Origin of the sequence: Qipengyuania sp. JC766 (genome assembly GCF_040717445.1) — a bacterium.
In the GTDB taxonomy this organism is placed as follows: domain Bacteria; phylum Pseudomonadota; class Alphaproteobacteria; order Sphingomonadales; family Sphingomonadaceae; genus JC766.
In genome coordinates, this window is record NZ_JBFEFL010000001.1 from 994,701 (window position 1) to 1,021,301 (window position 26,601).

The window sequence follows — 26,601 nt, forward strand, 5'->3', positions numbered from 1 at the left end:
GCGCCAAAATCCGAATTTCCGGCTATGGGGCGCCATCCACGCGATCCCGATTGCCCCGGCTTTCACCGTGCAAAGAGCGCCCCGGCGCTTTGCAGCGGCATCGCGTGTTCCTCCTATCACAGGCCCTTACCATGAAATTCCCGAACCTTCCGTCCAGCCTCGAAGCTGCCCTTGCCGAACGCGGCTACGCCACGGCCACCCCGGTGCAGGCCGAAGTCATGCAGCCGGAAGCCGCGGGACGCGACCTGATCGTGTCCGCACAGACGGGATCGGGAAAGACCATCGCCTTCGGCCTCGCCATGGCGCAGGAACTTCTGGGCGATTCCGAAACGTTGCCCTTCACCGAACGGCCCCTCGCCCTCATCATCGCACCGACGCGCGAGCTGGCCCTGCAGGTCAGCCGCGAGCTCGGCTGGCTCTACCGCGAGACAGGCGCCCGGGTGGCGACGTGCGTGGGCGGAATGAACCCGCAGCAGGAACGCAAGATGCTTCGCTCCGGCGTGACGATCGCGGTCGGCACCCCCGGACGGCTGCGCGACCATCTCGAACGCGGTGCGCTCGACCTTTCCAGCCTCCGGGCCGTGGTTCTGGACGAGGCGGACGAGATGCTGGACATGGGCTTTCGCGAAGAGCTCGAGGAAATCCTCGACGCAACGCCCGACAGCCGCAGGACACTGCTCTTCTCCGCTACGATGCCCCGCCCGATCGAGGCGCTTGCACGTCGGTACCAGCGCGATGCCCTGCGCATCGCGACGATCAGCGAAGGACGCGGCCATGGCGATATCGCCTACCAGGCGGTGACCGTTTCGCCGCCCGAGATCGAGAACGCCGTCGTCAACCTGTTGCGTTACCACGAGGCGGAAACGGCGATCCTGTTCTGCGCCACGCGTGAGAAGGTACGCCACCTGCACGCGACGCTTCAGGAACGCGGCTTTGCCGTCGTGGCGCTGTCGGGCGAGCATTCGCAGTCCGAACGCAACCAGGCCCTGCAGGCTCTGCGCGATCGACGGGCGCGCGTGTGCGTCGCGACCGACGTGGCCGCGCGCGGCATCGACCTGCCCTCGCTCAGCCTGGTGATCCATGTGGAAATTCCGCGCGACGCCGAAACCCTGCAGCACCGGTCCGGTCGTACCGGGCGCGCCGGGAAGAAGGGGACGGCGGTTCTCATCGTCCCGTTCTCGCGCCGCAAGCGTGTCGAGTCCATGCTCCGCCATGCGAAGATCGCCGCCGACTGGACGGACGCGCCGGATCGTGAAGCCATCAAGGCGCGCGACCGGGAACGCCTGCTGGAAAAGCTTCTCCAGCCGGTCGAGGTGGACGAAGGCGACCGGGAACTCGCCGAACGGCTGCTCGCCGAGCGGACGCCGCAACAGATCGCCTCCATGCTGGTCCACGCGCACCGCGCCCGCCTGCCGGAGCCAGAAGACCTGATCGCCGATACGCCGGAAGCCCGCCGTGCGGCGCAGAAGGAGAGACACCGTCCGGGGTTCGAGGACACCGTGTGGTTCCGGATGGATCTTGGCCGGAGGCAGAACGCCGACCCGCGCTGGATCCTACCGCTGCTCTGCCGGCGTGGGCATATCACCCGCAACGAAGTCGGCGCGATCCGTATCGGGCCCGACGAGACTTATTTCCAGATCCCGCGCCAGATTGCCGACAAGTTCGCCGATGCCGCCAACCGCTCGGCCAAGGCCGAAGGTGACGAGGACCCGGTAAGCATCGAACGGTCGGAAAGCGGCCCGCGCGATGCCGCCAGGACCAACCGCAAGCGGCACCCAAACGCTGGCAATTCTGGCGGACCGCGTGTGCAACCCAAGCCCGCTTTCCGGAAGGGCGACAAGCCGCGCGGCCCCAAGCGCGGCAAGCAGGCGCGAACGCCACGCAATGCTTCGAAGAAGAAGCGGCCCTGAGCCGGATGTCATTCTATCTGGAAATGGTAGCGGAGGAGGGACTTGAACCCCCGACACGCGGATTATGATTCCGCTGCTCTAACCACCTGAGCTACTCCGCCACACACGCTTCAAGGGACAGGATCTAGCGCGACCGTCGCCTTGGCGAGCGGCGCATTTAGGGCGGCTCCCTGCCCCGGTCAACCGCGAAAGGCGTAGGTGTGCAAATGCTCCCACGGACCGCCGCGATAGACGAATAGCGACAGGCCACGGAACGCGAAGTCACGGGGCGACATCGCGGGCGCAAGCTCGGCTTGCAACGCCTTCGCCTCGTCCGGCTTTACCTTGTTTTGGATGGTTACGTGCAGGCGCGGCTTGTGCTGGTCCTGCGCGGTGAGCAGGCCGTGAAACCTGCCCGCGATCTCCGCCCGCAGGCTGAGCATGTCCGGGCTTTCCAGCTTGAGCGCCGTGCCCTTCCCCAGCGACATCAGGCCGGTGAGCCGTCCGGGCACGGGCGCGGTCTCGGCGGCGATCCGCCCCAGCGTGGTCCTGATCTCATCCTCGTACATGCGCGGGAGGGCGTGGAACAGCGTCACGTGCGCATCGAGGTAATTGCGTTCGGGCGGAAAATGGGCGCGCCGCAGGCCGGTCGCCCATCCGGCCATGTCGCGGGGAAGCTCCGCCGTCAGGATGAGCGGCGCATCGTCACCCGATCCGGTCACATTTCCCCGCGTTCGCGGCGGATTGCGTACCAGCGTTCGACATTCGCGTTGTGCTCGGCCAGCGTGTCGGCGAATTCGTGCTTACCCGTGCCGTCGGCCACCATGTAGAGCGCGCTGGTCTCAGCCGGATCGAGCACCGCGGCAATGCTTTCGCGTCCGGGATTGGTGATTGGCGCCTTCGGCAGGCCGATCATCGAATATGTGTTGTAGTCGTTCACCGCGGCGATTTCCGAACGACGGATCCGCCGCCCCAGCGGCTTGCCCTGCGTGATCGGATAAATGATCGTCGCATCGGCCTGCAATAACATGCCCTTCTTCACGCGGTTGGAATACAGGCCGGCGACCATGCGGTGCTCCCCGGCGCCGGTTTCCTTCTCCACGATCGAGGCGAGCGTGATCGCATCGGCGATGTTGTCCACCGCAATGCCCGGCTGGCGCTTTGGCCACGCCTCCGCCATGTAGTTCTGCATGGCCGCCTGCATGCGCGCGAGAACTGCGGCGCGGTCCTCCCCACGTTCAAACGCGTAGCTGTCGGGCAGCACCGACCCTTCGCGCGGGACCGGGATTTCGCCGGTCAGCAGTTCCTCGCCCATCAGCATCTCATAGACGAGGATCGAGGGCATTCCGGGCGTGACCGTGACCATGCGCCTGACCGCTTCGCCATATTGCAGCGTGTCGAGAATCTCGGACGGGGTCGTGCCTGCGGCCAGTTCGAATTCGCCCGCCTGCACCGGCGCCGATCCGCCGAGGATCTTCGCGCGGAACAGGAACGCGTCGGCATTGGCGATCAGCGATTGTTCTTCCAGGTCCCGCGCGACGGATGTCAGCGTGCTTCCGGAACTGACGATGAAGTTGGTATCCTCCTCCACTTCGGACGAGAAATACCAGCCCCAGCCGATCGCCCCGAAACCGGTCAGGACCAGTGCCGCCAGCACGACGACCAGCCAGGCACCGCGCCATCTGCGCATGTCAGTCGACCTTCTTGACGATCACGCTCGCATTGGTGCCGCCGAACCCGAAGCTGTTGTTGAGCGCGGCGTTCACTTCGCGCTTGCGCGCCTCGTGCGGCACCAGATCGACGCCTTCTGTCCCTTCGTCCGGATTGTCGAGGTTCAGGGTGGGCGGGACGATCTGGTCGCGAATGGCGAGGATGCAGAAGATCGTCTCCACCGCTCCCGCGCCGCCAAGGAGGTGGCCGATGGCCGACTTGGTGCTGCTCATGGACGCGCCTCCAAGATCGTCACCCAGCACGCGCTTGACCGCGGCCAGTTCGATCGTGTCGGCCATGGTGGAGGTACCGTGCGCGTTGACGTAATCGATGTCCGACGGTTCCATGTCAGCGCGCTTCAATGCCATGCGCATTGCAAGTTCCGCGCCCTTGCCTTCGGGATGCGGGGCGGTGACGTGGTATGCGTCGCCCGAAAGTCCGTATCCGACCACTTCGGCATAGATCTTCGCGCCGCGGGCCTTGGCGTGCTCGTATTCTTCGAGCACCACAACGCCGGCACCTTCACCCATGACAAAACCTTCGCGGTCCTTGTCATAAGGGCGGCTGGCCTGTTCCGGCCGGTCGTTGTAGCTGGTGTTGAGAGCGCGCGCCTGCGCAAAGCCGGCGATGCCGAGCGGATTGACCGTGCTTTCCGCACCACCCGCCAGCATCACGTCCGCATCGTCCAACGCGATCATGCGCGCCGCGTCGCCGATGGAGTGCGCGCCGGTCGAACAGGCCGTGACGACCGCATGGTTGGGACCCATCAGGCCGTACTTGATCGAGACCTGACCCGAAACGAGGTTGATCAGGCGGCCGTGCACGAAGTGCGGGCTGACCCGGCCGGGACCGCGTTCGTGCAGATTGACGGATTCGCTCTCGATGCCCGGAAGGCCGCCTATGCCGGCGCCGATCGAGCAGCCGGTGCGAAGCGTCAGCTCGTCATCCATGTCTGCGAGGCCGGCGTCTTCCAGCGCCTGACCTGCGGCATCGATGCCGTAAACGATGAACGGATCGACCTGGCGCTGGATCTTGCCGTCCACGCGTTTGTCCGGATCGAACCCGAATTCGTGGTCCTTCGGCTTGATTTCGCACGCGATCTTGCACTTCTGGTCCGTCGCATCGAAGCGCGTAATGGGCCCGGCGCCGCTTTTTCCGGCAAGGATGTTCGACCAGGTTGTTTCGACGTCCCCGCCAAGAGGCGTGACAAGTCCAAGTCCGGTTACGACCACACGGCGCATGCAAAATTCTCCGTCAAAAATACGACAGGCCCGTCCCGCGATATCGGGCCGGGCCTGCGGTGTTCAAGCCGCCCTGCCCGATGGTCGAGCGGGACATGCCTGAAAAAACGGGGCCGGATCAGCCCTTGTGTTCTTCGATGTACTTGGTGGCGTCGCCCACGGTGGTGATCTTTTCCGCCGCGTCGTCCGGGATCTCGATGCCGAACTCTTCTTCGAACGCCATCACGAGTTCCACGATGTCGAGGCTGTCTGCGCCCAGATCGTCGATGAAGCTCGCTTCCTGAGTGACCTTGTCGCTTTCGACGCCGAGATGCTCGACGACGATCTTCTGCACGCGGTCCGGGGTATCGCTCATAGGTGCCCTCTTATTCTTGGGGTTACGGGTTGCCTTTCGCCCTAATGAACGCCGCAAGGCAGCGCAAGTGCCCGAAGGCTTTAGCCTGTCGGATGCAAGTCTAGCGGGCGTACCAGTCGGCCGGATCGATGCCGGTCCTGGCTTCTCCCGCACCGACTTCGACCACGATCGGGTCGTGATCGGGGCAATCGACCGAAAGCCCGCACGGCACGGCATTGGAATAATAGGCCCGGTAATCCGCGCCGTAATCGGCCGTGCTCGCCCAGACGGTGTATGACCCTGCCGGAACCTCGATCCGGTAGCTGTCCGCCCCTTCCGCTCTCCGCTCGCAATATTCCTCGCCGCTGGTCTCGTTGCGGGCGCATACGGTCAGGTCTTCGGGCAGATAGTCGCTCGGATAGGAAAGCTGGCCGGCAATCGAACCCGGCGTCGGGGCAGCGGATATCGCTGCGGGAGCCGACGCCGCGTTGTCCGAGGTATCGTCCACTGCCGTTTCGCTGCCGTCCCCGCACGCCGCCAGCAGGCCTGCCAGCGCGATTGCCGTCGCCAGTCCGATCCGTCCCATATCGCTTCCCCCCTCCTTGGTGCGGGAGCGATTATGCAAGGAATGGGCCGCCGCGATCAAGCCCCGGCGCGGTCGACCCTCGTCGCTTCGGGCGAATCCGGCTTGGGCTGCTCGACCGTCCGGATGGAAAGCTCGCGCAGCTGCCGCGGCGACACGACCGAGGGCGCGCCCATCATGAGGTCCTGCGCCCGCTGGTTCATCGGGAATGCGATAACCTCGCGAATGTTCGGCTCGTCCGCCAGCAGCATCACGATGCGGTCGATACCCGGGGCGGAACCGCCATGCGGAGGTGCGCCGAGCTTGAACGCCTCGATCATGCCGGAGAAGTTCGCGTCGACATCCTCCTTGGAATAGCCGGCAACCTCGAATGCCCTGTACATGATGTCCGGGCGGTGGTTCCGGATGGCACCGGAGGACAATTCGTATCCGTTGCACACGATGTCGTACTGCCAGGCTAGGACATCGAGCGGATCCTGCGTCTCCAGCGCTTCCATCTCGCCCTGCGGCATCGAGAAGGGGTTGTGGCTGAAATCGACGCGCTTCAGTTCCTCGTCGTATTCGAACATCGGGAAATCGACGATCCAGCAGAACTTGAAGCAGCCCTGCTCGATCAGGCCCAGCTCCTCGCCGACACGGGTGCGCGCGGCACCGGCCAGCTTGGCCGCGTCCTTTTCCTTGCCCGCCGCGAAGAACAGACCGTCGTTTTCGCCGAGGTCGAGTTCGGCATACAAAGCTTCCATGCCTTCGGTGCCGTGGTTCTTGGCGATCGGACCGCCGAACTCGCCGCCCTTGCGGGTCACGTAGCCGAGACCTGCAAATCCTTCGCGGCGCGCCCAGTCGTTCATGTCATCGAAGAACTTGCGGCTCTTCTCGTGCGTGGCGGGCGCCGGAATGACGCGCACCCGTCCGCCGCCGCCGACGATCTTCTCAAACAGGCCAAAGCCCGATTTCTCGAAATGTCCGGTGACGTCGCTGATTTCCAGCGGGTTGCGCAGGTCCGGCTTGTCGGACCCGTATTTCAGCATCGCTTCGGCATAGGGGATGCGCGGAAATTCGCCCGCGGGCGTCACGCTCTTGCCATTGGCGAACTCCTCGAACACGCCCGCCAGCACCGGCTCGATCGCTTGGAACACGTCTTCCTGCGTCACAAAGCTCATCTCGAAGTCGAGCTGGTAGAATTCGGGGCTGCGGTCGGCGCGAAGGTCCTCGTCGCGGAAGCAGGGGGCGATCTGGAAGTAGCGGTCAAACCCGGCCACCATCAGCAGCTGCTTGAACATCTGCGGGGCCTGCGGAAGCGCGTAGAAGCGGCCCGGGTGGAGGCGGCTCGGCACGAGATAGTCGCGCGCGCCTTCCGGACTGGACGCCCCCAGAATCGGAGTCTGGAATTCGCTGAAGCCCTGGTTGGTCATCCGGCGGCGCAGGCTCTGGATCACCTTGTTGCGCAGCATGATGTTGGCATGCACCCGCTCCCGCCGAAGGTCCACGAAGCGGTACTTGAGGCGGATATCCTCCGGATACTCCTGCTCTCCCGCCACCGGCAGCGGAAGCTCTTCGGCCTTGCTCTGGATGGTGACATCGCGCGCGAATACCTCGATCCCACCCGTCGGGAGGTTGGGGTTCACTGCCTCGGCGGCACGCGCCTTCACTTCGCCATCGATGGTTACGACCGATTCCAGCTTGAGCGAATCCAGCAGGGACAGCGCCGGCGAGTCTTCATCCGCCACGATCTGCGTCATGCCGTAGTGATCGCGCAGATCGACGAACAGCACGCCGCCGTGGTCACGCTTGCGATGGACCCAGCCGGACAGGCGCACGGTCTCGCCGACATCCTTCTGTGTCAGTGCGGCACAATTGTGGGTACGATAGGCGTGCATGGTTTCGCTCTTTCCATGGCGGAATGTATGGGGCTAAGGGCGCGGCGTGCGCGGCCCCTCCGGTTCAGGCGCGCTAACAGGCGATGCACGTGGTTTTGTCAAGCGAACGACGGGCACGCGAGGGCGGTACTCCGCCCATGATCGAAGAAAGTGCCATGAAGATACATCCTCTGATAACCGATACCGATACGCTGGCCGATCTGTGCGAGCGGCTCGCGAAGCACGAATTCGTCTGCGTCGACACCGAGTTCATGCGTGAAAACACCTACTGGCCGCTTCTCTGCCTGATCCAGATCGGCAACGAGCACGAAGCTGCGGCGATCGATCCGCTGGCCGACGGCATCGACCTCGCCCCCTTGTGGGAACTGCTGACCGACAACGAGGACATCCTCAAGGTCTTCCACGCAGGCGGGCAGGACGTGGAAATCGTCTACAATTTCACCGGCAAGACGCCCTTCCCCATATTCGACACGCAGATCGCGATGATGGCAATCAGCCAGTCCGAACAGATCGGCTATGCCAACCTCGTCGAGACCTGGCTGGGCAAGACGATCGACAAGGGCGCCCGCTTCACCGACTGGAGCAGGCGGCCGCTGACCGACCGTCAGATCGAATACGCAATCGGCGACGTGACCTACCTTGCCAGGATCTTCCCCCAGATACTGGATCGCCTGATCAAGACCGGGCGCGGCGCCTGGCTGGATGCGGAGATGGACAGCCTAGCCGACCCCGAAAACTACCGGTCGGACCCGGGCAGTGCATGGAAGCGTATCCGGCAGGCTGGACGCAATCCGCAGGTCTTGGGCAGGTTGAAGGCTCTTGCCGCATGGCGCGAGGGCGAGGCACAGCACAAGGACCTGCCGCGCGGTCGCATCATGCGCGACGAGACACTGGCCGACATTGCCAGCCATCCGCCGAAGAAGCAGGCCGATCTGGCCAAGGTCCGCGGCCTGTCGCAGGCGTGGAAGGAAAACGACATCGGCAAGCGCCTGATGAAAGTGCTGGCGGACGCCGAACCGCTGCCCAAGGAAGAGATGCCGCCCAAGATCAAGCGCGGCGCGCCGCTGGGCAAGGAAGGTGCGCTGGTCGCGGATTTGCTCAAGCTGTTGCTGAAGATCAGAAGCCGCGAAATCGACATTGCCAGCCGCCTGCTTACCCGGTCCAGCGAGATGGAAGCACTGGCCGCCGGCGTGCGCGACCTGCCCGTGCTGGAAGGCTGGCGCTACGAGGTGTTTGGTAAGGACGCGCTGCAACTGGTCGAAGGCAGGACCGCCTTCGCGGTCAAGGGCGGCAAGCTGCACATGACCCATATCGACGACATGGCAGGCGACCTTGCCGAAGCGCAGGCCGCGACGAAGGAGTGAGCACCTACCTCCCCACCATCAAGCAGCTGCAATACCTGGTCGCGCTGCACGAGCACGGGCATTTCGGGCGGGCGGCAGAGGCAAGCTTCGTCTCGCAAAGCACGCTTTCCGCAGGCATCCGCGAGCTCGAGACGCTTCTGGGCGTCACACTGGTGGAGCGCAGCCGGCGGGTGGTGCGGTTCACGCCTCTCGGCGAGAAGGTCGTGGCCAAGGCGCACAGACTACTGCGTGAGGCGGAAGAGCTTTCGGACATCGTGCAGGCCAGCGGCACCCCGCTTTCGAGCGAGGTGCGCATGAGCGTCATTCCGACCATCGCGCCTTTCCTGTTGCCCCGCGTCCTGCCCCGGCTGCGGGAAGAACGCCCCAACCTGAAGCTGTTCCTGCGCGAGGAGACGAGCGCCGATGCGATCGAATCGCTTCACCACGGGCGGGTCGATTGCGTCCTACTCGCCCTGCCCTTCGCGACCGGCGAGGTGGAACAGGCGCATATCGCGGACGATCCGCTCTACGTCGCCTTTCCGCGGGACGACCCGCGCGATCCGCCGCCCAGCATCGGGCCCAAGATGATCGACGAGGGCCGGCTCCTGCTGCTGGAAGACGGGCATTGTCTCAAGGACCACGCGCTTGCCGCCTGCAACCGACCGGAATTGCGCGCTTCGACCGCGATGATCGGTACCAGCCTCCACACGCTCGTGCAGATGGTCGACAACGGCCTCGGCCTCACGATGCTGCCGAAAATGGCGCTGGATGCCGGAATCCTCTCCAATACCCAGATCGTCGCCCGGCCGCTGAAGGCGGACAGTCCTTCACGCGAGATCGCGCTGGTCTGGCGCAAGAACTCCCCGCGCGAATCCGATTTCGTCCTGCTGGCCGAGGAACTGCGCAAGGTCTGACAACGTCCGCCTTCACGATTTGTTTGCCAACCGCGCACTAGGTCCTTGTGAAACGCTGACAATCGGGGGCCACGACAATGCGTTCATACAACCGCTTCATCACAGACGTCGAAATCGAGGTAACCGTGGACGGGCAACCCGACATGGCGACCCTTTACAACCTTTCCTGCGGCGGTTGCATGCTGGAAATCCGTAACCAGGCGGCCGTACCTGGTACCGATATCGAAGTCGCCTTGCGCAATGTGGGCCGTATGCCCGGGCGCATCGTGTGGCAGGTTGACCGCAATATCGGCGTGCAGTTCGACAACCCGCTCCACCAGAAAGCCGTGGAACTGGTCGGCTTCTCGAGTCAGGGCGAGGACTTCGATCGCAACGATCCGCGCGACAAGTTCGGCCTGCCGCTCTTCGGCTGACAGGTCAGTCCATGTGCCGGAGGCCGACGCGCAGGTAGTCCCAGCCGGTCACGAGCGTCAGGATCGCAGCGCCCCAGAGGCTTGCAAGCCCGATCAGGTGCACCCAGTGACCCTCCATCGCCTGGCAGGAGCCGGCTAGCGACGAGCACGGCGGACCGTGAACGGCGCCCCCCAGGATCAGCGCGCCCAAAGCGACGAGCTGCAGCGTCGTCTTCCACTTGGCGAGCATGGTGACGGGCACGGAAACCTGCAGCCCCGCCAGGAATTCGCGCAGGCCCGACACCGCGATCTCGCGGATCAGGATGATCAACCCTGCCACCACGTGAAGGTCCCCGACATAGGGCCCACGCAGATATCCTTGCGCCGTCAGCACGAGGATCACCGCAGCGACCATGATCTTGTCGGCGATGGGATCGAGGAAGATGCCGAGCTTCGATACGGTGCCCTGCGCGCGCGCCAGGTACCCGTCGAGATAGTCGGTAAAGGCAATCACGCAGTACAGCACGAAAGCGAACATGAAGCCGAGCCGCCAGTCGGGCCACCACATCAGCGCGGCGAGAAACGGCACGCCCGCGATCCGGGAAAGCGTCAGTATGTTGGGCAGCGTCAGCATCGGGATCGCTCCCTAGCGCAGGGGAACGGCCTGCAAAAGCTATGTCTTTGGCCTTGTCCGCCAACCTCAATCGGCTAAGCCTTCGCCGCATGATACAGGGCCGCGACCTTCATCCATGACGACAACCACTAAACTGCTGCAACGCAAGCGCTTCCTGCCGCTGATGGTCACGCAGTTCTTCAACGCCTTCAACGACAATCTGTACAAGACCGCGCTGGTCCTGTTCGTCGTCTATACTGTCTACAATTCCGAGCAGCACGAGGCGCTGTTCAGCGGACTTGCGACCGGCATCTTCATCCTGCCTTTCGTGATCCTGTCCGCGCTGGCCGGGCAGCTGGCGGACACACATGACAAGGCCGCCATTATCCGCAAGGTCAAGCTGTGCGAGATCGGCTGGGCATCCATCGGCGCGGGCGGGCTTTTCATGGCGTGGCAGGGCATCGCGGTGCACACGGTTGCGATCCCGCTTCTGCTGTTCGTGGTTTTCCTGGCCGCCGCGCAATCGACTTTCCTGGGCCCGATCAAGTATGCGATCCTTCCCCAGCACCTGAAGAAGGAAGAAGTCCTGCCGGGCACCGGCCTCATCGAGGCGGGAACCTATCTGGCGATCCTGACGGGCACGATCCTGGCAGGCTTCATCGCGATAGAAATCGCCATGATCCTGATCGTCGCAACGGCTGTCGTCGGCTACTTCGTCAGCCGGTGGGTCCCCGACGCGCCGCCGCAGTCCGATTACGAAGTCCATTTCCCGCTGCTCGAGCCCTACGCAGCACGCGTGCGGAATCCGGTCCTGCGCTGGCTCGGCTACGCCCCGATGGCCGTCGCCGATCAGGCCGTGATGAGCTGGCGGCTGATCAAGGACACGATGCACAATCGCGAAATATACTTCGCGATCCTCGCGATCAGCTTCTTCTGGACCGTCGGTGCCGTCCTGTTCATCCAGTTTCCGCCGCTGGCGAAGAACCAGCTCTATGCGAGTAAGGAAGTCGCCAGCCTGTTCCTCGTCATTTTCTCGGTCGGGATCGCCATCGGGTCGGTCGGGATCAACGCCCTGCTGAAGGGCGAGGTGTCGGCCCGCTATTCGCCGGCCTCGGTGGTCGTGATGGGGCTGTTCGTCGTCGGTTTCTATCTCGTGGCAAAGGCCTGGCCGGCCAGTCCGTCAGGCGAATTGCAGAGCGTAGGCAGCTTCATCCTCGAACCACTGGCGATACCGTTGCTACTCATGCTGCTCGGAATTTCGACCGCCGGCGGGTTCTTCGTCGTCCCGCTCTACGCGTTCCTGACCACGCGATGCGCGCACGACGCCGCATCACGCACGATCGCTGCCAACAACATCGTCAATTCGCTCGCGATGGTCGTGGGATCGGTCATCGCGATCGGCCTGACGCTTGTCGGGATGCCCGTTGCGGAACAACTCCTGCTTGCAGCGGCGATGTGCCTCTTTTCCGCCTGGCTCGGCAAGCGGCTCTATGTCGTGGAGCAGGAAGCCGCAGCGCTGCTCGGCAAGTCCTGCTAGAGAATGAAGATCGACGCGGCCACGAAAGTCGCGGTGAAGGTGGTCCCGAATTCCCGAACGTCCTCGCGCGAAAGGCGCCACGCCGCGCGTGGCGAGATCGGCTCCTCCTGGCGTCGCACATGGGGCGGGAGCGAAGCCCGGAAGGGGTGCCGGGCGCTTTCGTCGGTCAGAACAAGTGATCGTCTCATGATCACCGCTTAACCGTTTGCTAACCATGCGGCTCCCGCGGATTGGGAAGCGTCATGCAATGGGACACTGCCGTACCCGAAGCGAACCGGAACGGAACCCTGCCGCCGGGCTCAGAGCCCGCCCATCTTGCAAATGATCTGCCATTCGCCGGGCGTGATTTCAGCCACGGACAGGCGGGACTGTTTGACCAGTTCGCATTCGGCGAGTTCGGGATTGGCCTTGATCGCCTTGAGCGTGACCGGCTCGGGCAGCTTTTCGACCGGCTTGACCTTGACCGCCGCCCACTTGCCCGTATCGTCGGTCGGATCGCCGATACCTGCCTCGCTGATTTCGACGATCCCGACGATCTCCAGCCCGATGTTCGAGTGGTAGAAGAAGGATCTGTCGCCCACGCTCATCGCCTGCAGGTTGTTCCGGGCGCGATAGTTGCGGACCCCGTCCCACGTCCCTTCCCCCTGCTCCTCGAGATCATCCCAGCTGTATACGTCGGGTTCGGATTTCATCAGCCAGTAACGTGCCACGCGGTGTCTCTCCTTTTCGGGACGGATGGAAAATCGGCGACCGGCGCCGATCTGGCGGTCTGCCGGTCCGCGACCGAACCGGTTAACCGCATTTTTAGGCGATCGGCCCATAAGCCAAATCGTGGTCGTGCAACAATGGCGCATGAACTGCGGGGACCGAACGGGATGGGCTACGGGGGCCGTAAAGACTGGAATGCGCGCGATGCGGCCGGAAGGGACATTGTGGCCCTGGGCATCGGCATCGCGTCCGTACTCATGTTTGTGGGAACGGGAAGCGCGGTCATTCCTGAAATCGCGAACAGCTGGGTCACCGGCACCAACGGTCCCAATTTCGTCCTGATCAACGCCCTGCTGCTGAATATCGCCCTGCTGATTTTCGGCATGCGGCGCTACCGCGACCTCCTGCGTGAGGTCGAAACACGGCGGCAGGCGGAAAGCAGGGCGAAGGAACTGGCGGAAACGGACCCGCTTACGGGTTGCCTCAACCGCCGAACCCTTATCCCGGCAATCGACGGCAAACTTGCCGAAGGCAACCCCTTGGCGATCCTCGTCTGCGACCTCGACAAGTTCAAGCAGATCAACGACCTTTACGGTCACAAGGCGGGCGACTTCATCCTTGGACGCGCGGCCGAGCGCATTCGCTGCTGTCTCCCCGAGGGCGCCCTTCTCGCCCGAATCGGCGGCGACGAATTCGTCGTCGTTCTCCCCTGCGACCCGAACGCGGCGCAAGCCACCGACAGGATCGTCGACCGGATCATCGAGGCGACCCGCCGGGAATACGACTTCGAAGGCCAGATCCTGCGCGTGACGACATCTATCGGGATCGCGGAATGCCGCGAAATGCCAACGGATACCGATGCATCGACCCTGATGCACCGCGCCGATATCGCGATGTATCATGCCAAGCAGTCGGGCAAGAACCGCAGCTGCACGTTCGAACATTCGATGGAGCAGGAACTGCTCGCCCGTGGAAAGCTGGAAAACGGTATTCGCGCGGGGATAGAGTGCGGGGAATTCGTGCCCTATTACGAGCAGCAGATCGACCTGGAGACAGGCAGGCTCGTCGGCTTCGAAATGCTCGCCCGCTGGAAATCGCCGGACATGGGGCTCGTAAATCCGACGGTTTTCATACCGATCGCGGAAGAGATCAACGTGATCTCCGAAATATCGGAACAGCTGATCGCGCAGGCCCTGCAGGACGCGATGGAATGGGATCCCTCGCTGTCGCTTTCGGTCAACATTTCCCCGATGCAGCTGCGGGATCCCTGGTTCTCCCACCGACTTCTCAAGCTGCTGTTACAAAATCGCTTCCCCGCCCAGCGCCTGGAAATCGAGATCACCGAAAGCTGCCTGGTGGAGAACCTTACGCAGGTGCGCGGCCTGATCGACAGCCTCAAGAACCAGGGCGTGCGCGTCAGCCTTGACGATTTCGGGGCTGGCTATTCCAGCCTGAACCAGCTGCGCACGCTGCCCTTCGACAGCCTGAAGATCGACCGGAACTTCGTTTGCGACCTGCGCGACCAGGACGGCGACGGGCGACTGATCGACGCGATCGTTTCCATCGGCCGGGGTCTCGATATCCCGATCGTCGCGGAAGGTATCGAATGCACCGAAGTGCTCGAACTCCTGCGCCAGAAGGGGCAGATGAAGGGCCAGGGATACCTGTACGGGCGCCCGACCGATGCCGACACTGTCCGTCGCCAGCTGCGCGAACAGGGTCTGCTCCAAACCGGCATCGACGTATCGGATGAGGAAATGCCGGCGGCACAACCCCGCCAGCAGGCCGCGTCCTAGACTGGACGCGCCCCTTCCGGCCCCATACATGCGGGCGCGATGCGCGTCCCCTTCATCAAGATGCACGGCCTGGGTAACGACTTCGTCGTGCTCGACCGGCGCGAACAGGCCGGCGAACCCGTCGGTCCTGCCGTCGCGCAGGCGCTCGCCGATCGTCACGCCGGCATTGGGTGTGACCAGCTGATTCTGCTAGAACCCTCGGCAAGCGCGGATTTCGCGATGCGCATCTTCAATTCGGACGGCAGCGAGGTGGAAGCTTGCGGCAATGCCTCGCGTGCCGTCGCGGTGCTGCACGGCCGGCCTGCGCGCATCGAAACGCGCGGCGGACTGATCGCGGTCGAAGCCGATGGTTCGGGCGCGAGCGTGGACATGGGCAAACCGCGCTTCGACTGGGATGCGATTCCACTAGCCGAAGCCATGGACACCGCCGCCCTTCCCCTCGCGTGGGACACCCTCGAAAACCCCGCCGCAGTCAATGTCGGCAATCCGCACATCGTTTTCTTCGTCCATGATCTCGACGCCGTCGATCTGGAGGCGATCGGCCCTGTCATCGAGCACGATCCTGTCTTTCCAAACCGGATCAATGTGAACGTGGCGCAAGTGGTGCCCGACGGGATCCGGCTGCGCGTCTGGGAGCGTGGCGCGGGCCTGACCCGCGCGTGCGGCACCGGGGCCTGCGCCACCGCCGTCGTCGCGATCCGGCGCAAGCTAGTCCCGTCACCCGTGACGGTCCACCTTCCCGGCGGCGCGCTCGATATCGCATGGGACGGCGACGGCGCGATCTCCATGACAGGTCCCGCAGTCGAGAGCTTTCGCGGCACGTTCGAATGGAGCGACTACGCGTGAGCGGGCCGGAAATCGTGACGCTCGGCTGCCGCATGAACCTGGCGGAAAGCGAACGGATACGCGGCTTTCTCGGCCAAGAGGACGTCGTCGTCATCAACAGCTGCGCAGTGACGAACGAAGCCGTCCGCCAGACCCGACAGGCGATAAGGCGCGCGCGCAGGACACGACCGGACGCACGGCTACTGGTGACCGGTTGCGCGGCGGAGACGGAACGGCAGCATTTCGCTTCGATGCCGGAAATTGACGGGCTGGTCGCCAACGACCGCAAGCTCGACCCGCGCGCCTGGAACCTGCCCGATCCCGGCCATGCGATCGCCAACAGGAAGACGCGCGCCTTCATCCCGATCCAGACGGGCTGCGATCATGCCTGCACCTTCTGCATCATTCCGCAGGGACGCGGGCGCAGCCGATCGCGGACTGTCGAACAGGTGGTGCGCGAGGCGGATCGGCACATGGACGCAGGGGCGGCCGAAGTCGTACTGACCGGTGTCGACGTGACGTCCTGGGGCCACGATCTTCCGGACGCCCCGCCCCTCGGCCTGCTCGTGCGGACATTGCTCGACCAGCTGCCCAGTCTCGACCGGCTCCGGTTCTCGTCGCTCGACGGGATCGAGATCGATCCGCTGCTCGAGGAACTCATCGCCTCGGAACCGCGTGTCATGCCGCACCTTCATCTCTCGCTCCAGCACGGGCACGACCTGATCCTCAAGCGCATGAAGCGCCGCCATTCGCGCAGTGACGCCATTGCACTGGTGGAGCGGCTCAGGGCGCGGCGCCCGGATCTTGCCGTCGGGGCCGACCTCATTGCCGGCTTTCCTACGGAGACGGACGAGCATCACCAGGCCAACCGCGCGATCGTGCGCGAGCTCGAGATAGTCCACGGCCACATCTTTCCCTATTCGCCGCGACATGACACGCCGGCGGCGCGCATGCCGCAGGTCGATCGCGCGACTGTGAAGCAACGCGCCGCCGAATTGCGGGAGGATGTCTCGCAGGTACGATCGGCGTGGCTGGAACGGCAGATCGGCCGCGAAGCGAAGGTCCTTGCCGAAAAGGACGGGTACGGCCATGCGGAGAACTTCTCCCGCATCGCGCTCCCCGCCGAGACGCAGGCCGGCACCATCGTGACCGTCCGTCCGCACCGTATCGAGAAAGGCATTTTGATATGAGCGGCGAAAGCTGGTCCGACCGACTCTTCGGCGGATTTAGAAAGACATCCGAACGGCTGAGCGAAAACCTGACCGGCGTCGTCGGCAAGGCAAAGCTCGACGATTCGACGCTGGACGATGTCGAGGATGCGCTGATCGTCTCCGACCTCGGCCCGGCCGCGGCGGCCCGCATTCGCGCGAGGCTGGCCGAAAAGCGCTTCGGCCTCGACATCACGGAGCGCGAGTTGAAGGAAGCCGTCGCCGAAGAAATCGCGGAAATCCTGCGCCCGGTGGCGAAGCCGCTGGAGATCACCGCCTTTCCGCGCCCGCAGGTTGTCCTGGTGATCGGGGTGAATGGTTCGGGCAAGACCACCACGATTGCCAAGCTGGCGCACCTGTTCCAGGAGGACGATTACGGCGTGATGCTCGCCGCAGGCGACACGTTCCGCGCCGCGGCCATCGCGCAGTTGGGCACATGGGCCGAGCGCATCGGTGCCCCGATCGTGCGCGGTCCGCAGGGCGGCGATCCGGCCAGCATCGTGTTCGACGGCGTCAAGGCCGCTACCGAACAGGGGATCGATGCGCTGGTGGTCGACACGGCCGGGCGGTTGCAGAACAAGCGTGAACTGATGGACGAACTGGCGAAAATCCGGAAGGTCCTTGGCCGGCTCAACCCCGAAGCGCCGCACGATGTCGTCCTCGTCCTCGACGCGACGAACGGGCAGAACGCGCTGTCGCAGATCGAGGTTTTCCGCGAAGTGGCGGGGGTCACAGGGCTCATCATGACCAAGCTCGACGGGACGGCGCGCGGCGGCGTGCTGGTCGCGGCGGCCGAGCAATACGGCTTGCCGATCCACGCGATCGGCGTCGGTGAGAAGATAGACGACCTGCGCCCCTTCGATCCCGATCTGGTGGCGCGCGTGATAGCAGGAGTTGCCTGATGGCCGACACGGCTGAAAAACCCAAAAGCGGATGGCTCAACGTCCTGGTCGATTACGGACCGCTGGTCGTTTTCCTCGCAGTCTACTGGTGGTTCGCGCCGGACAGGGGCAGCCCCAACCAGATTTCCGAGACAGTGCGCGCCGTCGTGACCAGCACCGGTGCCTTCATCGTGGCCGCGCTGATTGCGCTCGGCCTGTCGAAATGGCTGACCGGCACGGTGTCTCGGATGCTGATGTTGTCCACCGTATTGATCGTCGGCTTCGGTGGGCTAACTATCCTGCTGCGCGATCCATTCTACGTTCAGATCAAGCCCACCGTCCTCTACGCCTTCTTCGGCATCGTCCTGTTGGCCGGCTGGTTGCGCGGCCAGGCCCTGTTGCAATGGTTGCTCGAGGCGGCATTCGAAGGGCTTGAGCCTGCAGGCTGGCTCAAGCTGTCGCGCAACTGGGGCTTCTTCTTCCTCGTCCTTGCGGTCGTGAACGAAACGCTGCGGCACTATCTCGATTTCGGCGACTGGCTGACGGCCAAGTTCTGGGTTTTCCTGCCCCTCACCTTCCTTTTCACCTTCAGCCAGGTGCCCATGCTTCTGAAGCACGGGCTGGACCCGGAGAAGAAGGATGCCGCGATCGAGGACCAGCCCCCGACCGGGGAATAGGCCTCAGATCCTGACCTGGCTTCCCAGTTCGACCACCCGGTTGGTCGGCAGCCGGAAGAACTCCATCGCGGTCGCGGCATTGCGCAGCATCCATGCGAAGATCTTTTCACGCCAGATCGGCATGCCCGGCTTCTCGCTGGGCAGCAGCGTCTGCCGGCTGAGGAAGAAGCTGGTCTGCATCATGTCGAAGGCACCGCCGCAACGCTCCATGCCCTTCAGACCTTCGGGCACGTTGGTTTCTTCCATGAAGCCGTAATGCAGCACCGCACGGTAGAACCCGTCGCCCAGATCGTAGAGCTCGCAGCGGCGCTCCGGATCGATGTACGGCTCGTCCGCGATCTCCACCGTCAGGATGATGACCCGCTCGTGCAGCACCTTGTTGTGTTTGATGTTGTGGAGCAGTGCCGACGGTACACCGGCCTGCTGGCTGGCCATGAACACCGCCGTCCCCGGTACGCGCAGCGCGCTGTTCTTGGCGCTCTTGGCGAAGACCTCGATCGGCAATGCGACTTCGGTCATCCGCTCCTTCATCAACCTTCGCCCGCGCGCCCAGGTGGTCAGCAGCGTGAAGATGACCGCGCCGACGAGCAGCGGGAACCAGCCACCGTCCGGCACTTTCAGCAGGTTTGCCGCGAAGTAGGCGCCGTCGACGATCAGGAACAGGACGACGACCGGTGCGGCATACCACCACTTCCACTTCCATACGCCGACCAGAAGGACCGCCATCAGCAGCGTATCGATGGTCACCGCTCCGGTGACCGCGATGCCGTAGGCCGAGGCAAGGCTCGAGGAATTCTGGAAAGTGAGCACCAGCAGGATTACCGCGATCATAAGCGCCCAGTTGACCACCGGGATGTAGATCTGGCCGGATTCGGTCTCGCTCGTATGCCGGATCGACATGCGCGGGATGTAGCCCAGCTGCATGGCCTGGTGCGTGATCGAGAATGCGCCGGAAATGACCGCCTGGCTGGCGATGAAGGTCGCGAAGGTCGCCAGGAAGACCAGCGGCAGGCGCAGCATTTCAGGGGCCAGCGTGAAGAACGGTGCCTGGATCGCTTCCGCCGCCTCGCTGGCACTCAGGCTGACGATCATTGCACCTTGGCCGAAATAGTTGAGCAGCAGGCACGGCATGACGAAACCGAACCAGCTCAATTTCATGGGTCCGCGTCCGAAATGGCCCATGTCGGAATAGAGCGCCTCCGAACCGGTGACGGCGAGCACGACCGAGCCCAGCGCGAGGAAAGCCAGCCAGCCGTCCAGGATGAAGAACTGGATCGCGTACCAGGGATTGAGGGCCCAGAAGATCTCGGGATGCTGGACGATCTGGATCGAGCCCAGCACCGCGATAACCGAGAAATAGACGATCATGACGGGCGCAAACAGCGCGCCGACCTTGGCGGTGCCTCTCTTCTGGATCAGGAAAAGCAGGACCAGCAGGACGAGGGCGATGGGTATGACGAGCGGCTCGAGATCCGACTGGACCACCGTCAAGCCTTCCACCGCTGAAAGCACCGAGATCGCCGGCGTGATCATGCTGTCGCCGTAGAAGAGGGATGTCGCGAACACCCCCAGCACGATGGCGAGCCAGCCGTAGCGAGACTTGCCGATGTGGCTCGAAATGAGCGCGACGAGAGCGAGGCTGCCGCCCTGCCCCTTGTTATCTGCGCGCATCAGGATCGTGACATACTGGATCGCGACCACCAGGACCATCGACCAGAAGATCAGGCTGACCACGCCAAGCACGTGATTGTAGTCGATGGGGAGCGGGTTCGGACCAACGAAGGTTTCGCGAAAGGCGTAAAGCGGGCTCGTGCCGATATCGCCGAACACGATCCCGACCGCCCCGACGGCAAGCTTCGTCGTGGACGAACCATGCTTCGACGAGGGGACCGAACGGTCGGGAGAAATGCTGGGTGGGTTTTCGCTCATCTGGATGTCCCGAGGCGAAGCGTCAGAAAGGGCGCAAACCCTGCGACCGCCAAAGTGCCGCGCCGGTAGCAGCAAGCGTGCTGCGCTGCAATATGAGGCACGCTATCGCGTCCTCTCGGGTGCGCCCAGCCGAAGCAGGGCTTCCAGCCGGGCGACCTGGTCTTCCAGCTGGGGCCGCCATTCGGCGTCCTCGTCCGTATTCGCGAGCGCGCGCGTCCAGAGAACCTGTGCGCGTCCGGCATCGCCGGTCTGCAATGCGGCCACGCCCTCGTAATAATCCGGGATCGGGCTGTCGGGCGCGACGTCCCGCGCCCTGTCGAAGGCCTCGACGGCCGCAGGCGTCAGGTGCCCTTCGGCGTGACCGACCAGGGCGCTACCCAGCGCGACCCAAGCCTCCTCGTCGTTCGGGTTCTCGCGCACGGCATTCTGCAGGAACTGCGCCGCGTCGCGGAACTGGCCCCTGCGCGCAAAGGCATCGCTGACGGTCACGAACCGGCTGGGCTGCGTTGTCTCGCCGAACAGGCTGCGGCGCGAATCGATGAGCTGTCCCTCCCCTTCGGCCTGCGTCTGGGTCGCCTCGGTCGGCGAGCCGGAAAGATCGGGCGATCCGAATGATGCGTAGCCCGCGAGCCCGAAAACGAGCGCGGCCGCGAACAGTGTCCAGACCGGACGTTCCATCCGCAGGCCGAACGCGGCCGTAGCAAAGGCCACCGCCGCAAGGGCGAGGATCGCAACCCAGATCATGCGCCCTTCCTCCCGAAGCGGCGCCACAGGATGAGCAAAGCGAGACCGAACAGCGCTGCGGGCACCGCAAACAGGGGCCATGTCGTGCGGCCAACCTGCGGGGCGTAGCTGATGTAGTCTCCGTAACGCTCCACCATCAGAGCCCTTATCTCTTCCGGGTCCTCGCCCGCAGCGATCCGGCTGCGCACTTCATGCCGCATGTCGCCGGCAATGGGCGCATCACTGTCCGCGATCGACTGGCTCTGGCAGTTGAGGCAGCGCAGCGTCTCCATCAGGTCCTGCGCTTCGGCTTCCTCCGCCGGATCGGCGAGCTGGGTATAGGCATAGGGTGCGTCAGGCATCGCCTGCTGGGCGAGCACTCCGGACGGACCGGAGATACCGGCGATACACGCGGTACCGATGCACAGGATATGGCCGATCGTTTTCATCGACCGCCCGCCTTGCGCCATTCCTCGATCAGCAAGGGCACGTGTTCGGGCCGGATATCGCCGATATGCTGGTACGTGATCGTGCCGCTGCCATCGACCACGAAAGTCTCAGGCACGCCGGACGATCCGATCGAGAGCTGGACCTGCGAAATGTCGTCCGCTCCGATCCGGGTGTAGGGATTGCCGTGCGTGTCGAGGAACCGGTCGACATCTTCGCCGCTGTCGCGGATCGCCACGCCGACGATCGGAATCCCCGCGCTCTCGAGTGTTTCGAGCTGGGGCGCTTCTGCGATGCAGGGGACGCACCAGCTCGCCCAGATGTTGAGCAGCTTGGGCTGACCGTTGGTGAGGTCCGCGATCGATACGCCCGGCCGCGCGGAGCTGGCGGCCGGCAACTCGAAATCTGGCACCTGCTTCCCGACCAAAGCACTCGCCACTGCCGTATCGCGCGGGGTGAACAGCATGTACGCCGCCAGTCCGACGAAGAAAGCGAACGCGGCAAGCGGGAGCCACAGCTTGAGCCTGCTCATGTCGACGCCTCCCGGTGGCGGGCCAGGCGCTCGGCCATCCAGCGCTTGCGGTAATCGGCACGGATCCAGCCGATGATGGCGAGAACGCCGCCCAGTGCGATCAGCACGCCGCCATACCAGATGAGGGTCACGAACGGCTTCCACCAGAGGCGGACCTGCCATCGCCCATCCTCCGCCCGGTTGCCGAGTACGGCATAGAGCTGCCCGTTCCACCTCGTGGCGAGCGCGCTCTCGGTCGTCTCCTGTGCGGGCGACCAGTAACTGCGCGCCTGCGGGTTCAGCGTGACCGGCGCACCGTCGCCGACGCGGGCGGAAAAGCCTGCCTGCAGCGCAGTCCAGTTGGGGCCGGCCACGGGTTCGACCTCGTCCAATGTCACCGACCACGGACCGACGACCGCGCTGTCACCCGGTGCGAGCGCCGCCAGTTCCTCGTCGCTGAACGCCGCTTCGCTCGCCATGCCGAACAGAGCGACCGCGATACCGAAATGGGCGAAGATCATACCCCACGTCGCCACCGGTACCCGGCGCAGTCGTCGTCCGCGCAAGGGGGCGAAGCTGGCGACCGCAAGGCCGGCCGCGAATACCAGGCCGAGTAGTGGCAGGATGCCGATCGGGCCGTTCACCACAGCGATCAGCAACGCAACGATGCAGACCGCTGCGATCAGCGCCAATGGTCGGGAAATGCGCGACCAGGAATCGTCCCGCCAGCGCAGCAGTGGTCCCACGGCCATCACCGCCAGCATCGGAAACGTGAAGATCGCCCCGACCGGATTGAAATAGGGAGGCCCGACGGACACCCGCGCGCCGAACGCTTCGGCCAGCAGCGGATACAGCGTGCCGAGCAGCACGATCGCCAGGATCGCGCTCAGCATCACATTGTTGAACACCAGCGCCCCTTCCCGGCTGGTCACCGCGAACCGCTCGCCCTCGGCAATGCTGCCGGCTCGCAGCGCGAACAGGACGAGCGCGCTGCCGATATAGATCGTCAGCAACACCAGAATGAAGCTGCCGCGTTCCGGGTCGACCGCAAAGGCGTGGACGCTGGTCAGGATGCCGGAGCGCACGAGAAACGTGCCGAGCATCGACATCGAGAAGGCGACGACGCCCAGCATGATCGTCCACGTCCGCAACGCGTTGCGCGAGGCGAGCACGCTGACCGAATGGAGGAGCGCCGTCGCGGCTAGCCAGGGCATGAGCGAGGCGTTTTCCACCGGGTCCCAGAACCAGTAGCCGCCCCAGCCCAGCTCGTAATAGGCCCAGTAGCTGCCTGCCGTGATTCCGAGCGTCAGGAACACCCAGGCGCCAAGCACCCAGGCGCGCATCGCCCGAGCGAAATCGGGAGTGACCTGCCGCGTCAGCAGGGCACCGACGGCAAAACTGAAAGCGACCGAAAGGCCGACGTAACCGATGTAAAGCGTGGGCGGATGGAAGGCGAGCCCGATGTCCTGCAGCAGCGGGTTCAGTCCCAGCCCCTCGCTCGCCGGGACCGGCAGCCTCTCGAACGGATTGGAACTGAAAAGGAGGAAGGCGTAGAAGCCGACGCCGATGAAGCCTTGCGCGCCGAGCGTCGCCAGCGTGGTGCGCTCCGGCAGGCGATGTTCGATTTTCGCGATCAGGGCGCCCGACAGCGCCATCACGGCAACCCAGAGCAGCATCGAACCCTCATGGTTCCCCCAGGCGCCCGTCAACTTGTAGAGGAACGGCTTGGCGGTATGCGAATGGGTCGCCACCAGTTTGACCGAAAGATCGGTCTGCGCGAACAGGACCAGCAGGATGACGAAGGATGTGGTCGCAAGCGCGCCCTGCACGATCGCGGCCGGCCGGACCAGCGCCGCCATCTGGCGCCCCTCTTCGCGCAGGGAAAGCGCGGCGGACACGAGTTGCAACACGGCGAGTGCCGCAGCCATCCACAGCGCAGCAAAGCCCAGTTCCGCGATCATCGTGCGGTATCCGGCGCGGGTACGGTTTCGGCCACCACCTCGCGCTTCTGGTGTTCGGTCATTTCCTGCAACTCGCGCGGTACGTAATTCTCGTCATGCCGGGCGAGCAGGCTTTCCGCCTCGAACGTGCCGTCCGCGCCAAGTTGCCCTTCGGCCACCACGCCCGAGCCTTCTACGAAGAGATCGGGAAGGATGCCCCTGAAGCGGACGGGGACGCTCGCCTCGCCATCGGCGACAACGAATGCGACGGTCACACCGTCGGCAAGCGTATCGAGCGAGCCTTCCTGCACCATGCCGCCCAGCCGGACGGTTCGCCCGGTTTCGGGGGGTGCTTCGGCGATCTGGCTGGGCACGTAGAAGAAGTTTGCCTGGTTGCGCAGACCCCAGGCGGCGAGCAGTCCGGCGGCGACCAGCGCAATGAGCGCCAGCACGACGAGGACCAGCCGCTGGTGCTTGGGCTTGAATCGGGCGTTCATTTGCGCCGCGCCTCATCCCTGCGCCGTTCGGCGCGGCGCATGGCAAGCCAGCTCCACGCCAGCAGCACGAGGATCGCGACGAGCCCGACCGCATAGGCGGCGAGGACGAAATCGCTCTGGTCCAGCGCCTCACGCATGCGCGTCTCCCAGCGCCTTGCGGCGGAGGCGTGCTTCGGCCTGCGCATCGGCCAGCAGGGCCCGCATGCGCATCAGCACGATCGCGGCGAACAGCAGTGTGAAACCGAGCACCGCCGCCAGCAGCGGGATCAGGTAGGCCGCATCCATCGAACTTTGGCCTACGGTGATGCTGGCCGGCTGGTGCAGCGAATCCCACCATTCGACCGACCTGTTGATGATCGGGATATTGATCGCACCGATCATGCCGAAGATCGCCGGGATCCTGCTGGATGCGCCTTCGCGTTCGACCGCCTGCGACAGGGCGATGTATCCCATGTAGAGGAAGAACAGCACCAGCATGCTGGTCAGCCGGCCGTCCCATTCCCACCAGGTGCCCCATGTCGGCCGGCCCCAGATCGATCCGGTGGCAAGGCACACGCCCGCAAACACCGCGCCCGGCACGGCGCAGGCCCGCGCCGCAAGGGCGGCAAGCGGGTGTTTCCAGACCAGGAAGGCGGCGCTCGAAATCGCGATGCCGACCCAGCCGCCCATGCCGAGCCAGGCAGATGGGACATGAATGAAGAGGATGCGGACCGTGTCCCCCATCAGCCTGTCGGGCGGCACGGCGAACACGCCCCACGCCAGCGACGCGGCCGTCACGACGAGCCCCGAAACCAGCAGCAGCGGCGTGAGCCAGCCGGCCAGCATCAGGAATTTACGGGGATTGGCGAAACCGTGCATGATGCCGATGTCGTATGGAGTTGGCGAAACCGCGCGGCAAGCCTGAGCTTTGCAATTCGCGATGCGCCGCGTGCACTCAAGCGCGGCCGATGAGCGTCTGCGCCATTCGGTCGGCCACCATGTCCGGCGATACGCCCGAACTGTCGCTTTCGCGCCAGATGTCTTCCAGCCGTCCCGGGATCAGCGCGATCCGCTTACGGACCTCGTTGATGTCGCACGGTTCGCCATGGCGACGACACAGATATTCCATCGTCACGCTGATGATGCCGCCTGCGTTGATCACGTAATCGGGCGCGTAGAGGATACCGCGTTCCGCCAGCATCTTGCCGTGATGCGCGCGGGCGAGCTGGTTGTTGGCCCCGCCCGCAACGATCGGCGCTTCCAGCCGCGCAATGCCTTCATCGTCGAGTATCGCGCCCAGCGCGTTGGGGCTGAACACGTCGCAAGCGACGCCCATGATGCCGTCGGGCGTCGCCGTTTCCCCGTCGAGTTCGCGTGCCAGAGCTTCGGCGCGGTCGGCGTTGATGTCCGCCAGCGTCAGTTTCGCTCCGTCGCGCGCTAGCAGGCGGGCAACCCCGCCGCCCACGCTGCCGGTGCCTTGGATGGCGACATGGACGCCAGCGACGCTATCCTTGCCCAGCTTGTGCTGAACGGCCGCCCTGATGCCGTGATAGATGCCCATGGCAGTGAACGGACCGGGATCGCCACCGGCATCGTTCTCGCCCGCCACCGGCAGGCCGGAGACATAGCGCGTGCGCTCGGCGACCGCGACCATGTCCGCCTCGTTGATGCCGACATCCTCGGCCGTCACGTACTTGCCGTCGAGCGCTGCCACCGCATCGCCGAACGCCGCGAGCATTTCCGGGGTCTTGGTCCGGTCCTCGCCGGCGAGGATAACGGCCTTCCCACCGCCCATCGGCAGGCCGGCCATGGCATTCTTGTAGCTCATTCCGCGGCTGAGGCGCAGCGCATCGCGCATCGCGTCCTTGGCGACTGGATAGTGCCAGAACCGCGTGCCCCCCGCGCCCGGGCCCAGATGGCTGGAATGGATGGCGATGATGGCGGTGAGCCCGCTTTCCGGATCGCGCACGAGCTGGACCAGCTCGTGATCGTCGTAATCGGGTTCGGTCCAGAAAGCCGTCATCTCGTAATGCCCCGCGCTCGCGTG

At 64.5% G+C, this 26,601-nt stretch carries 28 protein-coding genes and 1 tRNA gene; 10 read left to right on the forward strand and 19 right to left on the reverse strand.

The features are described from left to right. Window positions 1-131: 131 nt before the first annotated feature. Window positions 132-1,910: a DEAD/DEAH box helicase gene (locus AB1K63_RS04860; RefSeq protein ID WP_366958827.1), complete on the forward strand. Its 1,779-nt coding sequence runs from the start codon at window positions 132-134 to the stop codon at window positions 1,908-1,910. A gap of 24 nt (window positions 1,911-1,934) precedes the next feature. Here AB1K63_RS04860 and AB1K63_RS04865 read toward each other — a convergent pair. From AB1K63_RS04865 to aspS, 7 genes are all read right to left on the reverse strand, one after another. Further along, window positions 1,935-2,011: transfer RNA gene (locus AB1K63_RS04865), tRNA-Met, on the reverse strand. A gap of 78 nt (window positions 2,012-2,089) precedes the next feature. Next, window positions 2,090-2,611 carry a 2'-5' RNA ligase family protein gene (locus AB1K63_RS04870; RefSeq protein ID WP_366958828.1) on the reverse strand — a complete coding sequence of 174 codons (522 nt, stop codon included), beginning with the start codon at window positions 2,609-2,611 and terminating at the stop codon, window positions 2,090-2,092. Beyond that, entirely contained in the window at window positions 2,608-3,579 is a 972-nt protein-coding gene (mltG, locus tag AB1K63_RS04875) for an endolytic transglycosylase MltG (RefSeq protein WP_366958829.1), read from the reverse strand. Before mltG ends, AB1K63_RS04870 begins: the two co-directional genes overlap by 4 nt. Before the next feature lies 1 nt (window position 3,580). Further along, window positions 3,581-4,840, reverse strand: coding sequence for a beta-ketoacyl-ACP synthase II (fabF, locus tag AB1K63_RS04880; protein WP_366958830.1), 1,260 nt, complete (start codon window positions 4,838-4,840; stop codon window positions 3,581-3,583). Window positions 4,841-4,958: 118 nt separating this feature from the next. Next, window positions 4,959-5,195 carry an acyl carrier protein gene (locus AB1K63_RS04885; RefSeq protein WP_366958831.1) on the reverse strand — a complete coding sequence of 79 codons (237 nt, stop codon included), beginning with the start codon at window positions 5,193-5,195 and terminating at the stop codon, window positions 4,959-4,961. A gap of 100 nt (window positions 5,196-5,295) precedes the next feature. Next, the gene (locus tag AB1K63_RS04890; RefSeq protein ID WP_366958832.1) at window positions 5,296-5,760 is read right to left on the reverse strand and encodes a hypothetical protein; all 465 of its coding nucleotides are present in this window, start codon (window positions 5,758-5,760) and stop codon (window positions 5,296-5,298) included. 56 nt (window positions 5,761-5,816) lie between these two features. Continuing rightward, window positions 5,817-7,634 carry an aspartate--tRNA ligase gene (aspS, locus tag AB1K63_RS04895; RefSeq protein ID WP_366958833.1) on the reverse strand — a complete coding sequence of 606 codons (1,818 nt, stop codon included), beginning with the start codon at window positions 7,632-7,634 and terminating at the stop codon, window positions 5,817-5,819. A gap of 155 nt (window positions 7,635-7,789) precedes the next feature. On the opposite strand from aspS, the gene rnd reads away from it, so the two are divergent. The 3 genes from rnd (at window position 7,790) to AB1K63_RS04910 (ending at window position 10,304) form a co-directional block, all read left to right on the forward strand. Continuing rightward, complete coding sequence (gene rnd / locus AB1K63_RS04900) at window positions 7,790-8,998, forward strand: ribonuclease D (RefSeq protein WP_366958834.1); 1,209 nt, start codon at window positions 7,790-7,792, stop codon at window positions 8,996-8,998. Then, window positions 8,995-9,891 carry a hydrogen peroxide-inducible genes activator gene (locus AB1K63_RS04905; protein ID WP_366958835.1) on the forward strand — a complete coding sequence of 299 codons (897 nt, stop codon included), beginning with the start codon at window positions 8,995-8,997 and terminating at the stop codon, window positions 9,889-9,891. Before rnd ends, AB1K63_RS04905 begins: the two co-directional genes overlap by 4 nt. Window positions 9,892-9,968: 77 nt before the next feature. Beyond that, window positions 9,969-10,304: a PilZ domain-containing protein gene (locus AB1K63_RS04910; RefSeq protein WP_366958836.1), complete on the forward strand. Its 336-nt coding sequence runs from the start codon at window positions 9,969-9,971 to the stop codon at window positions 10,302-10,304. 4 nt (window positions 10,305-10,308) lie between these two features. Here AB1K63_RS04910 and pgsA read toward each other — a convergent pair whose 3' ends face one another. Continuing rightward, a complete protein-coding gene (gene pgsA, locus AB1K63_RS04915; protein ID WP_366958837.1) occupies window positions 10,309-10,917 on the reverse strand; it encodes a CDP-diacylglycerol--glycerol-3-phosphate 3-phosphatidyltransferase in 609 nt (202 codons plus the stop codon). Window positions 10,918-11,032: 115 nt separating this feature from the next. Here pgsA and AB1K63_RS04920 point away from each other — a divergent pair, with 115 nt between their 5' ends. Beyond that, window positions 11,033-12,433, forward strand: a complete 1,401-nt coding sequence (locus AB1K63_RS04920; RefSeq protein WP_366958838.1) for an MFS transporter — start codon at window positions 11,033-11,035, stop codon at window positions 12,431-12,433. Here AB1K63_RS04920 and AB1K63_RS04925 read toward each other — a convergent pair. After that, the gene (locus AB1K63_RS04925; protein ID WP_366958839.1) at window positions 12,430-12,621 is read right to left on the reverse strand and encodes a hypothetical protein; all 192 of its coding nucleotides are present in this window, start codon (window positions 12,619-12,621) and stop codon (window positions 12,430-12,432) included. The genes AB1K63_RS04920 and AB1K63_RS04925 overlap by 4 nt on opposite strands. Window positions 12,622-12,732: 111 nt before the next feature. Next, entirely contained in the window at window positions 12,733-13,143 is a 411-nt protein-coding gene (locus tag AB1K63_RS04930) for an EVE domain-containing protein (RefSeq protein ID WP_366958840.1), read from the reverse strand. A gap of 222 nt (window positions 13,144-13,365) precedes the next feature. Here AB1K63_RS04930 and AB1K63_RS04935 point away from each other — a divergent pair, with 222 nt between their 5' ends. From AB1K63_RS04935 to AB1K63_RS04955, 5 genes are read left to right on the forward strand one after another with little or no spacing between them, the layout of a single operon-like run. After that, the gene (locus tag AB1K63_RS04935) at window positions 13,366-14,937 is read left to right on the forward strand and encodes an EAL domain-containing protein (protein ID WP_366958841.1); all 1,572 of its coding nucleotides are present in this window, start codon (window positions 13,366-13,368) and stop codon (window positions 14,935-14,937) included. Between the two features lie 39 nt (window positions 14,938-14,976). After that, on the forward strand, window positions 14,977-15,783 hold the full coding sequence (gene dapF / locus AB1K63_RS04940; protein ID WP_366958842.1) for a diaminopimelate epimerase: 807 nt from the start codon (window positions 14,977-14,979) through the stop codon (window positions 15,781-15,783). Further along, on the forward strand, window positions 15,780-16,952 hold the full coding sequence (locus tag AB1K63_RS04945) for a MiaB/RimO family radical SAM methylthiotransferase (RefSeq protein WP_366958843.1): 1,173 nt from the start codon (window positions 15,780-15,782) through the stop codon (window positions 16,950-16,952). The genes dapF and AB1K63_RS04945 overlap by 4 nt, the downstream gene beginning before the upstream one ends. Continuing rightward, window positions 16,949-17,872, forward strand: a complete 924-nt coding sequence (gene ftsY / locus AB1K63_RS04950; protein ID WP_366958844.1) for a signal recognition particle-docking protein FtsY — start codon at window positions 16,949-16,951, stop codon at window positions 17,870-17,872. The genes AB1K63_RS04945 and ftsY overlap by 4 nt, the downstream gene beginning before the upstream one ends. Next, the gene (locus AB1K63_RS04955; RefSeq protein ID WP_366958845.1) at window positions 17,872-18,528 is read left to right on the forward strand and encodes an inner membrane-spanning protein YciB; all 657 of its coding nucleotides are present in this window, start codon (window positions 17,872-17,874) and stop codon (window positions 18,526-18,528) included. Before ftsY ends, AB1K63_RS04955 begins: the two co-directional genes overlap by 1 nt. Before the next feature lie 3 nt (window positions 18,529-18,531). Here AB1K63_RS04955 and AB1K63_RS04960 read toward each other — a convergent pair whose 3' ends face one another. The 9 genes from AB1K63_RS04960 to AB1K63_RS05000 all read right to left on the reverse strand — a co-directional run bounded on the left by AB1K63_RS04960 (window position 18,532) and on the right by AB1K63_RS05000 (window position 26,577). Continuing rightward, window positions 18,532-20,457: a potassium transporter Kup gene (locus AB1K63_RS04960; RefSeq protein ID WP_366958846.1), complete on the reverse strand. Its 1,926-nt coding sequence runs from the start codon at window positions 20,455-20,457 to the stop codon at window positions 18,532-18,534. Between the two features lie 102 nt (window positions 20,458-20,559). After that, window positions 20,560-21,201: a tetratricopeptide repeat protein gene (locus tag AB1K63_RS04965; RefSeq protein WP_366958847.1), complete on the reverse strand. Its 642-nt coding sequence runs from the start codon at window positions 21,199-21,201 to the stop codon at window positions 20,560-20,562. After that, window positions 21,198-21,542 (reverse strand): cytochrome c-type biogenesis protein, encoded by a 345-nt coding sequence (locus AB1K63_RS04970; RefSeq protein ID WP_366960645.1) that lies wholly within the window; start codon window positions 21,540-21,542, stop codon window positions 21,198-21,200. The genes AB1K63_RS04965 and AB1K63_RS04970 overlap by 4 nt, the downstream gene beginning before the upstream one ends. An 83-nt stretch (window positions 21,543-21,625) precedes the next feature. Beyond that, window positions 21,626-22,159: a DsbE family thiol:disulfide interchange protein gene (locus AB1K63_RS04975; RefSeq protein ID WP_366958848.1), complete on the reverse strand. Its 534-nt coding sequence runs from the start codon at window positions 22,157-22,159 to the stop codon at window positions 21,626-21,628. Further along, window positions 22,156-24,099, reverse strand: coding sequence for a heme lyase CcmF/NrfE family subunit (locus AB1K63_RS04980; RefSeq protein ID WP_366958849.1), 1,944 nt, complete (start codon window positions 24,097-24,099; stop codon window positions 22,156-22,158). The genes AB1K63_RS04975 and AB1K63_RS04980 overlap by 4 nt, the downstream gene beginning before the upstream one ends. Next, window positions 24,096-24,575: a cytochrome c maturation protein CcmE gene (ccmE, locus tag AB1K63_RS04985; RefSeq protein WP_366958851.1), complete on the reverse strand. Its 480-nt coding sequence runs from the start codon at window positions 24,573-24,575 to the stop codon at window positions 24,096-24,098. The genes AB1K63_RS04980 and ccmE overlap by 4 nt, the downstream gene beginning before the upstream one ends. Then, window positions 24,572-24,712: a heme exporter protein CcmD gene (gene ccmD, locus AB1K63_RS04990; RefSeq protein ID WP_366958853.1), complete on the reverse strand. Its 141-nt coding sequence runs from the start codon at window positions 24,710-24,712 to the stop codon at window positions 24,572-24,574. The genes ccmE and ccmD overlap by 4 nt, the downstream gene beginning before the upstream one ends. After that, window positions 24,705-25,433 carry a heme ABC transporter permease CcmC gene (ccmC, locus tag AB1K63_RS04995; protein ID WP_366958854.1) on the reverse strand — a complete coding sequence of 243 codons (729 nt, stop codon included), beginning with the start codon at window positions 25,431-25,433 and terminating at the stop codon, window positions 24,705-24,707. The genes ccmD and ccmC overlap by 8 nt, the downstream gene beginning before the upstream one ends. 76 nt (window positions 25,434-25,509) lie before the next feature. Further along, window positions 25,510-26,577: a Glu/Leu/Phe/Val dehydrogenase dimerization domain-containing protein gene (locus AB1K63_RS05000; RefSeq protein ID WP_366958855.1), complete on the reverse strand. Its 1,068-nt coding sequence runs from the start codon at window positions 26,575-26,577 to the stop codon at window positions 25,510-25,512. Window positions 26,578-26,601: the final 24 nt, after the last annotated feature.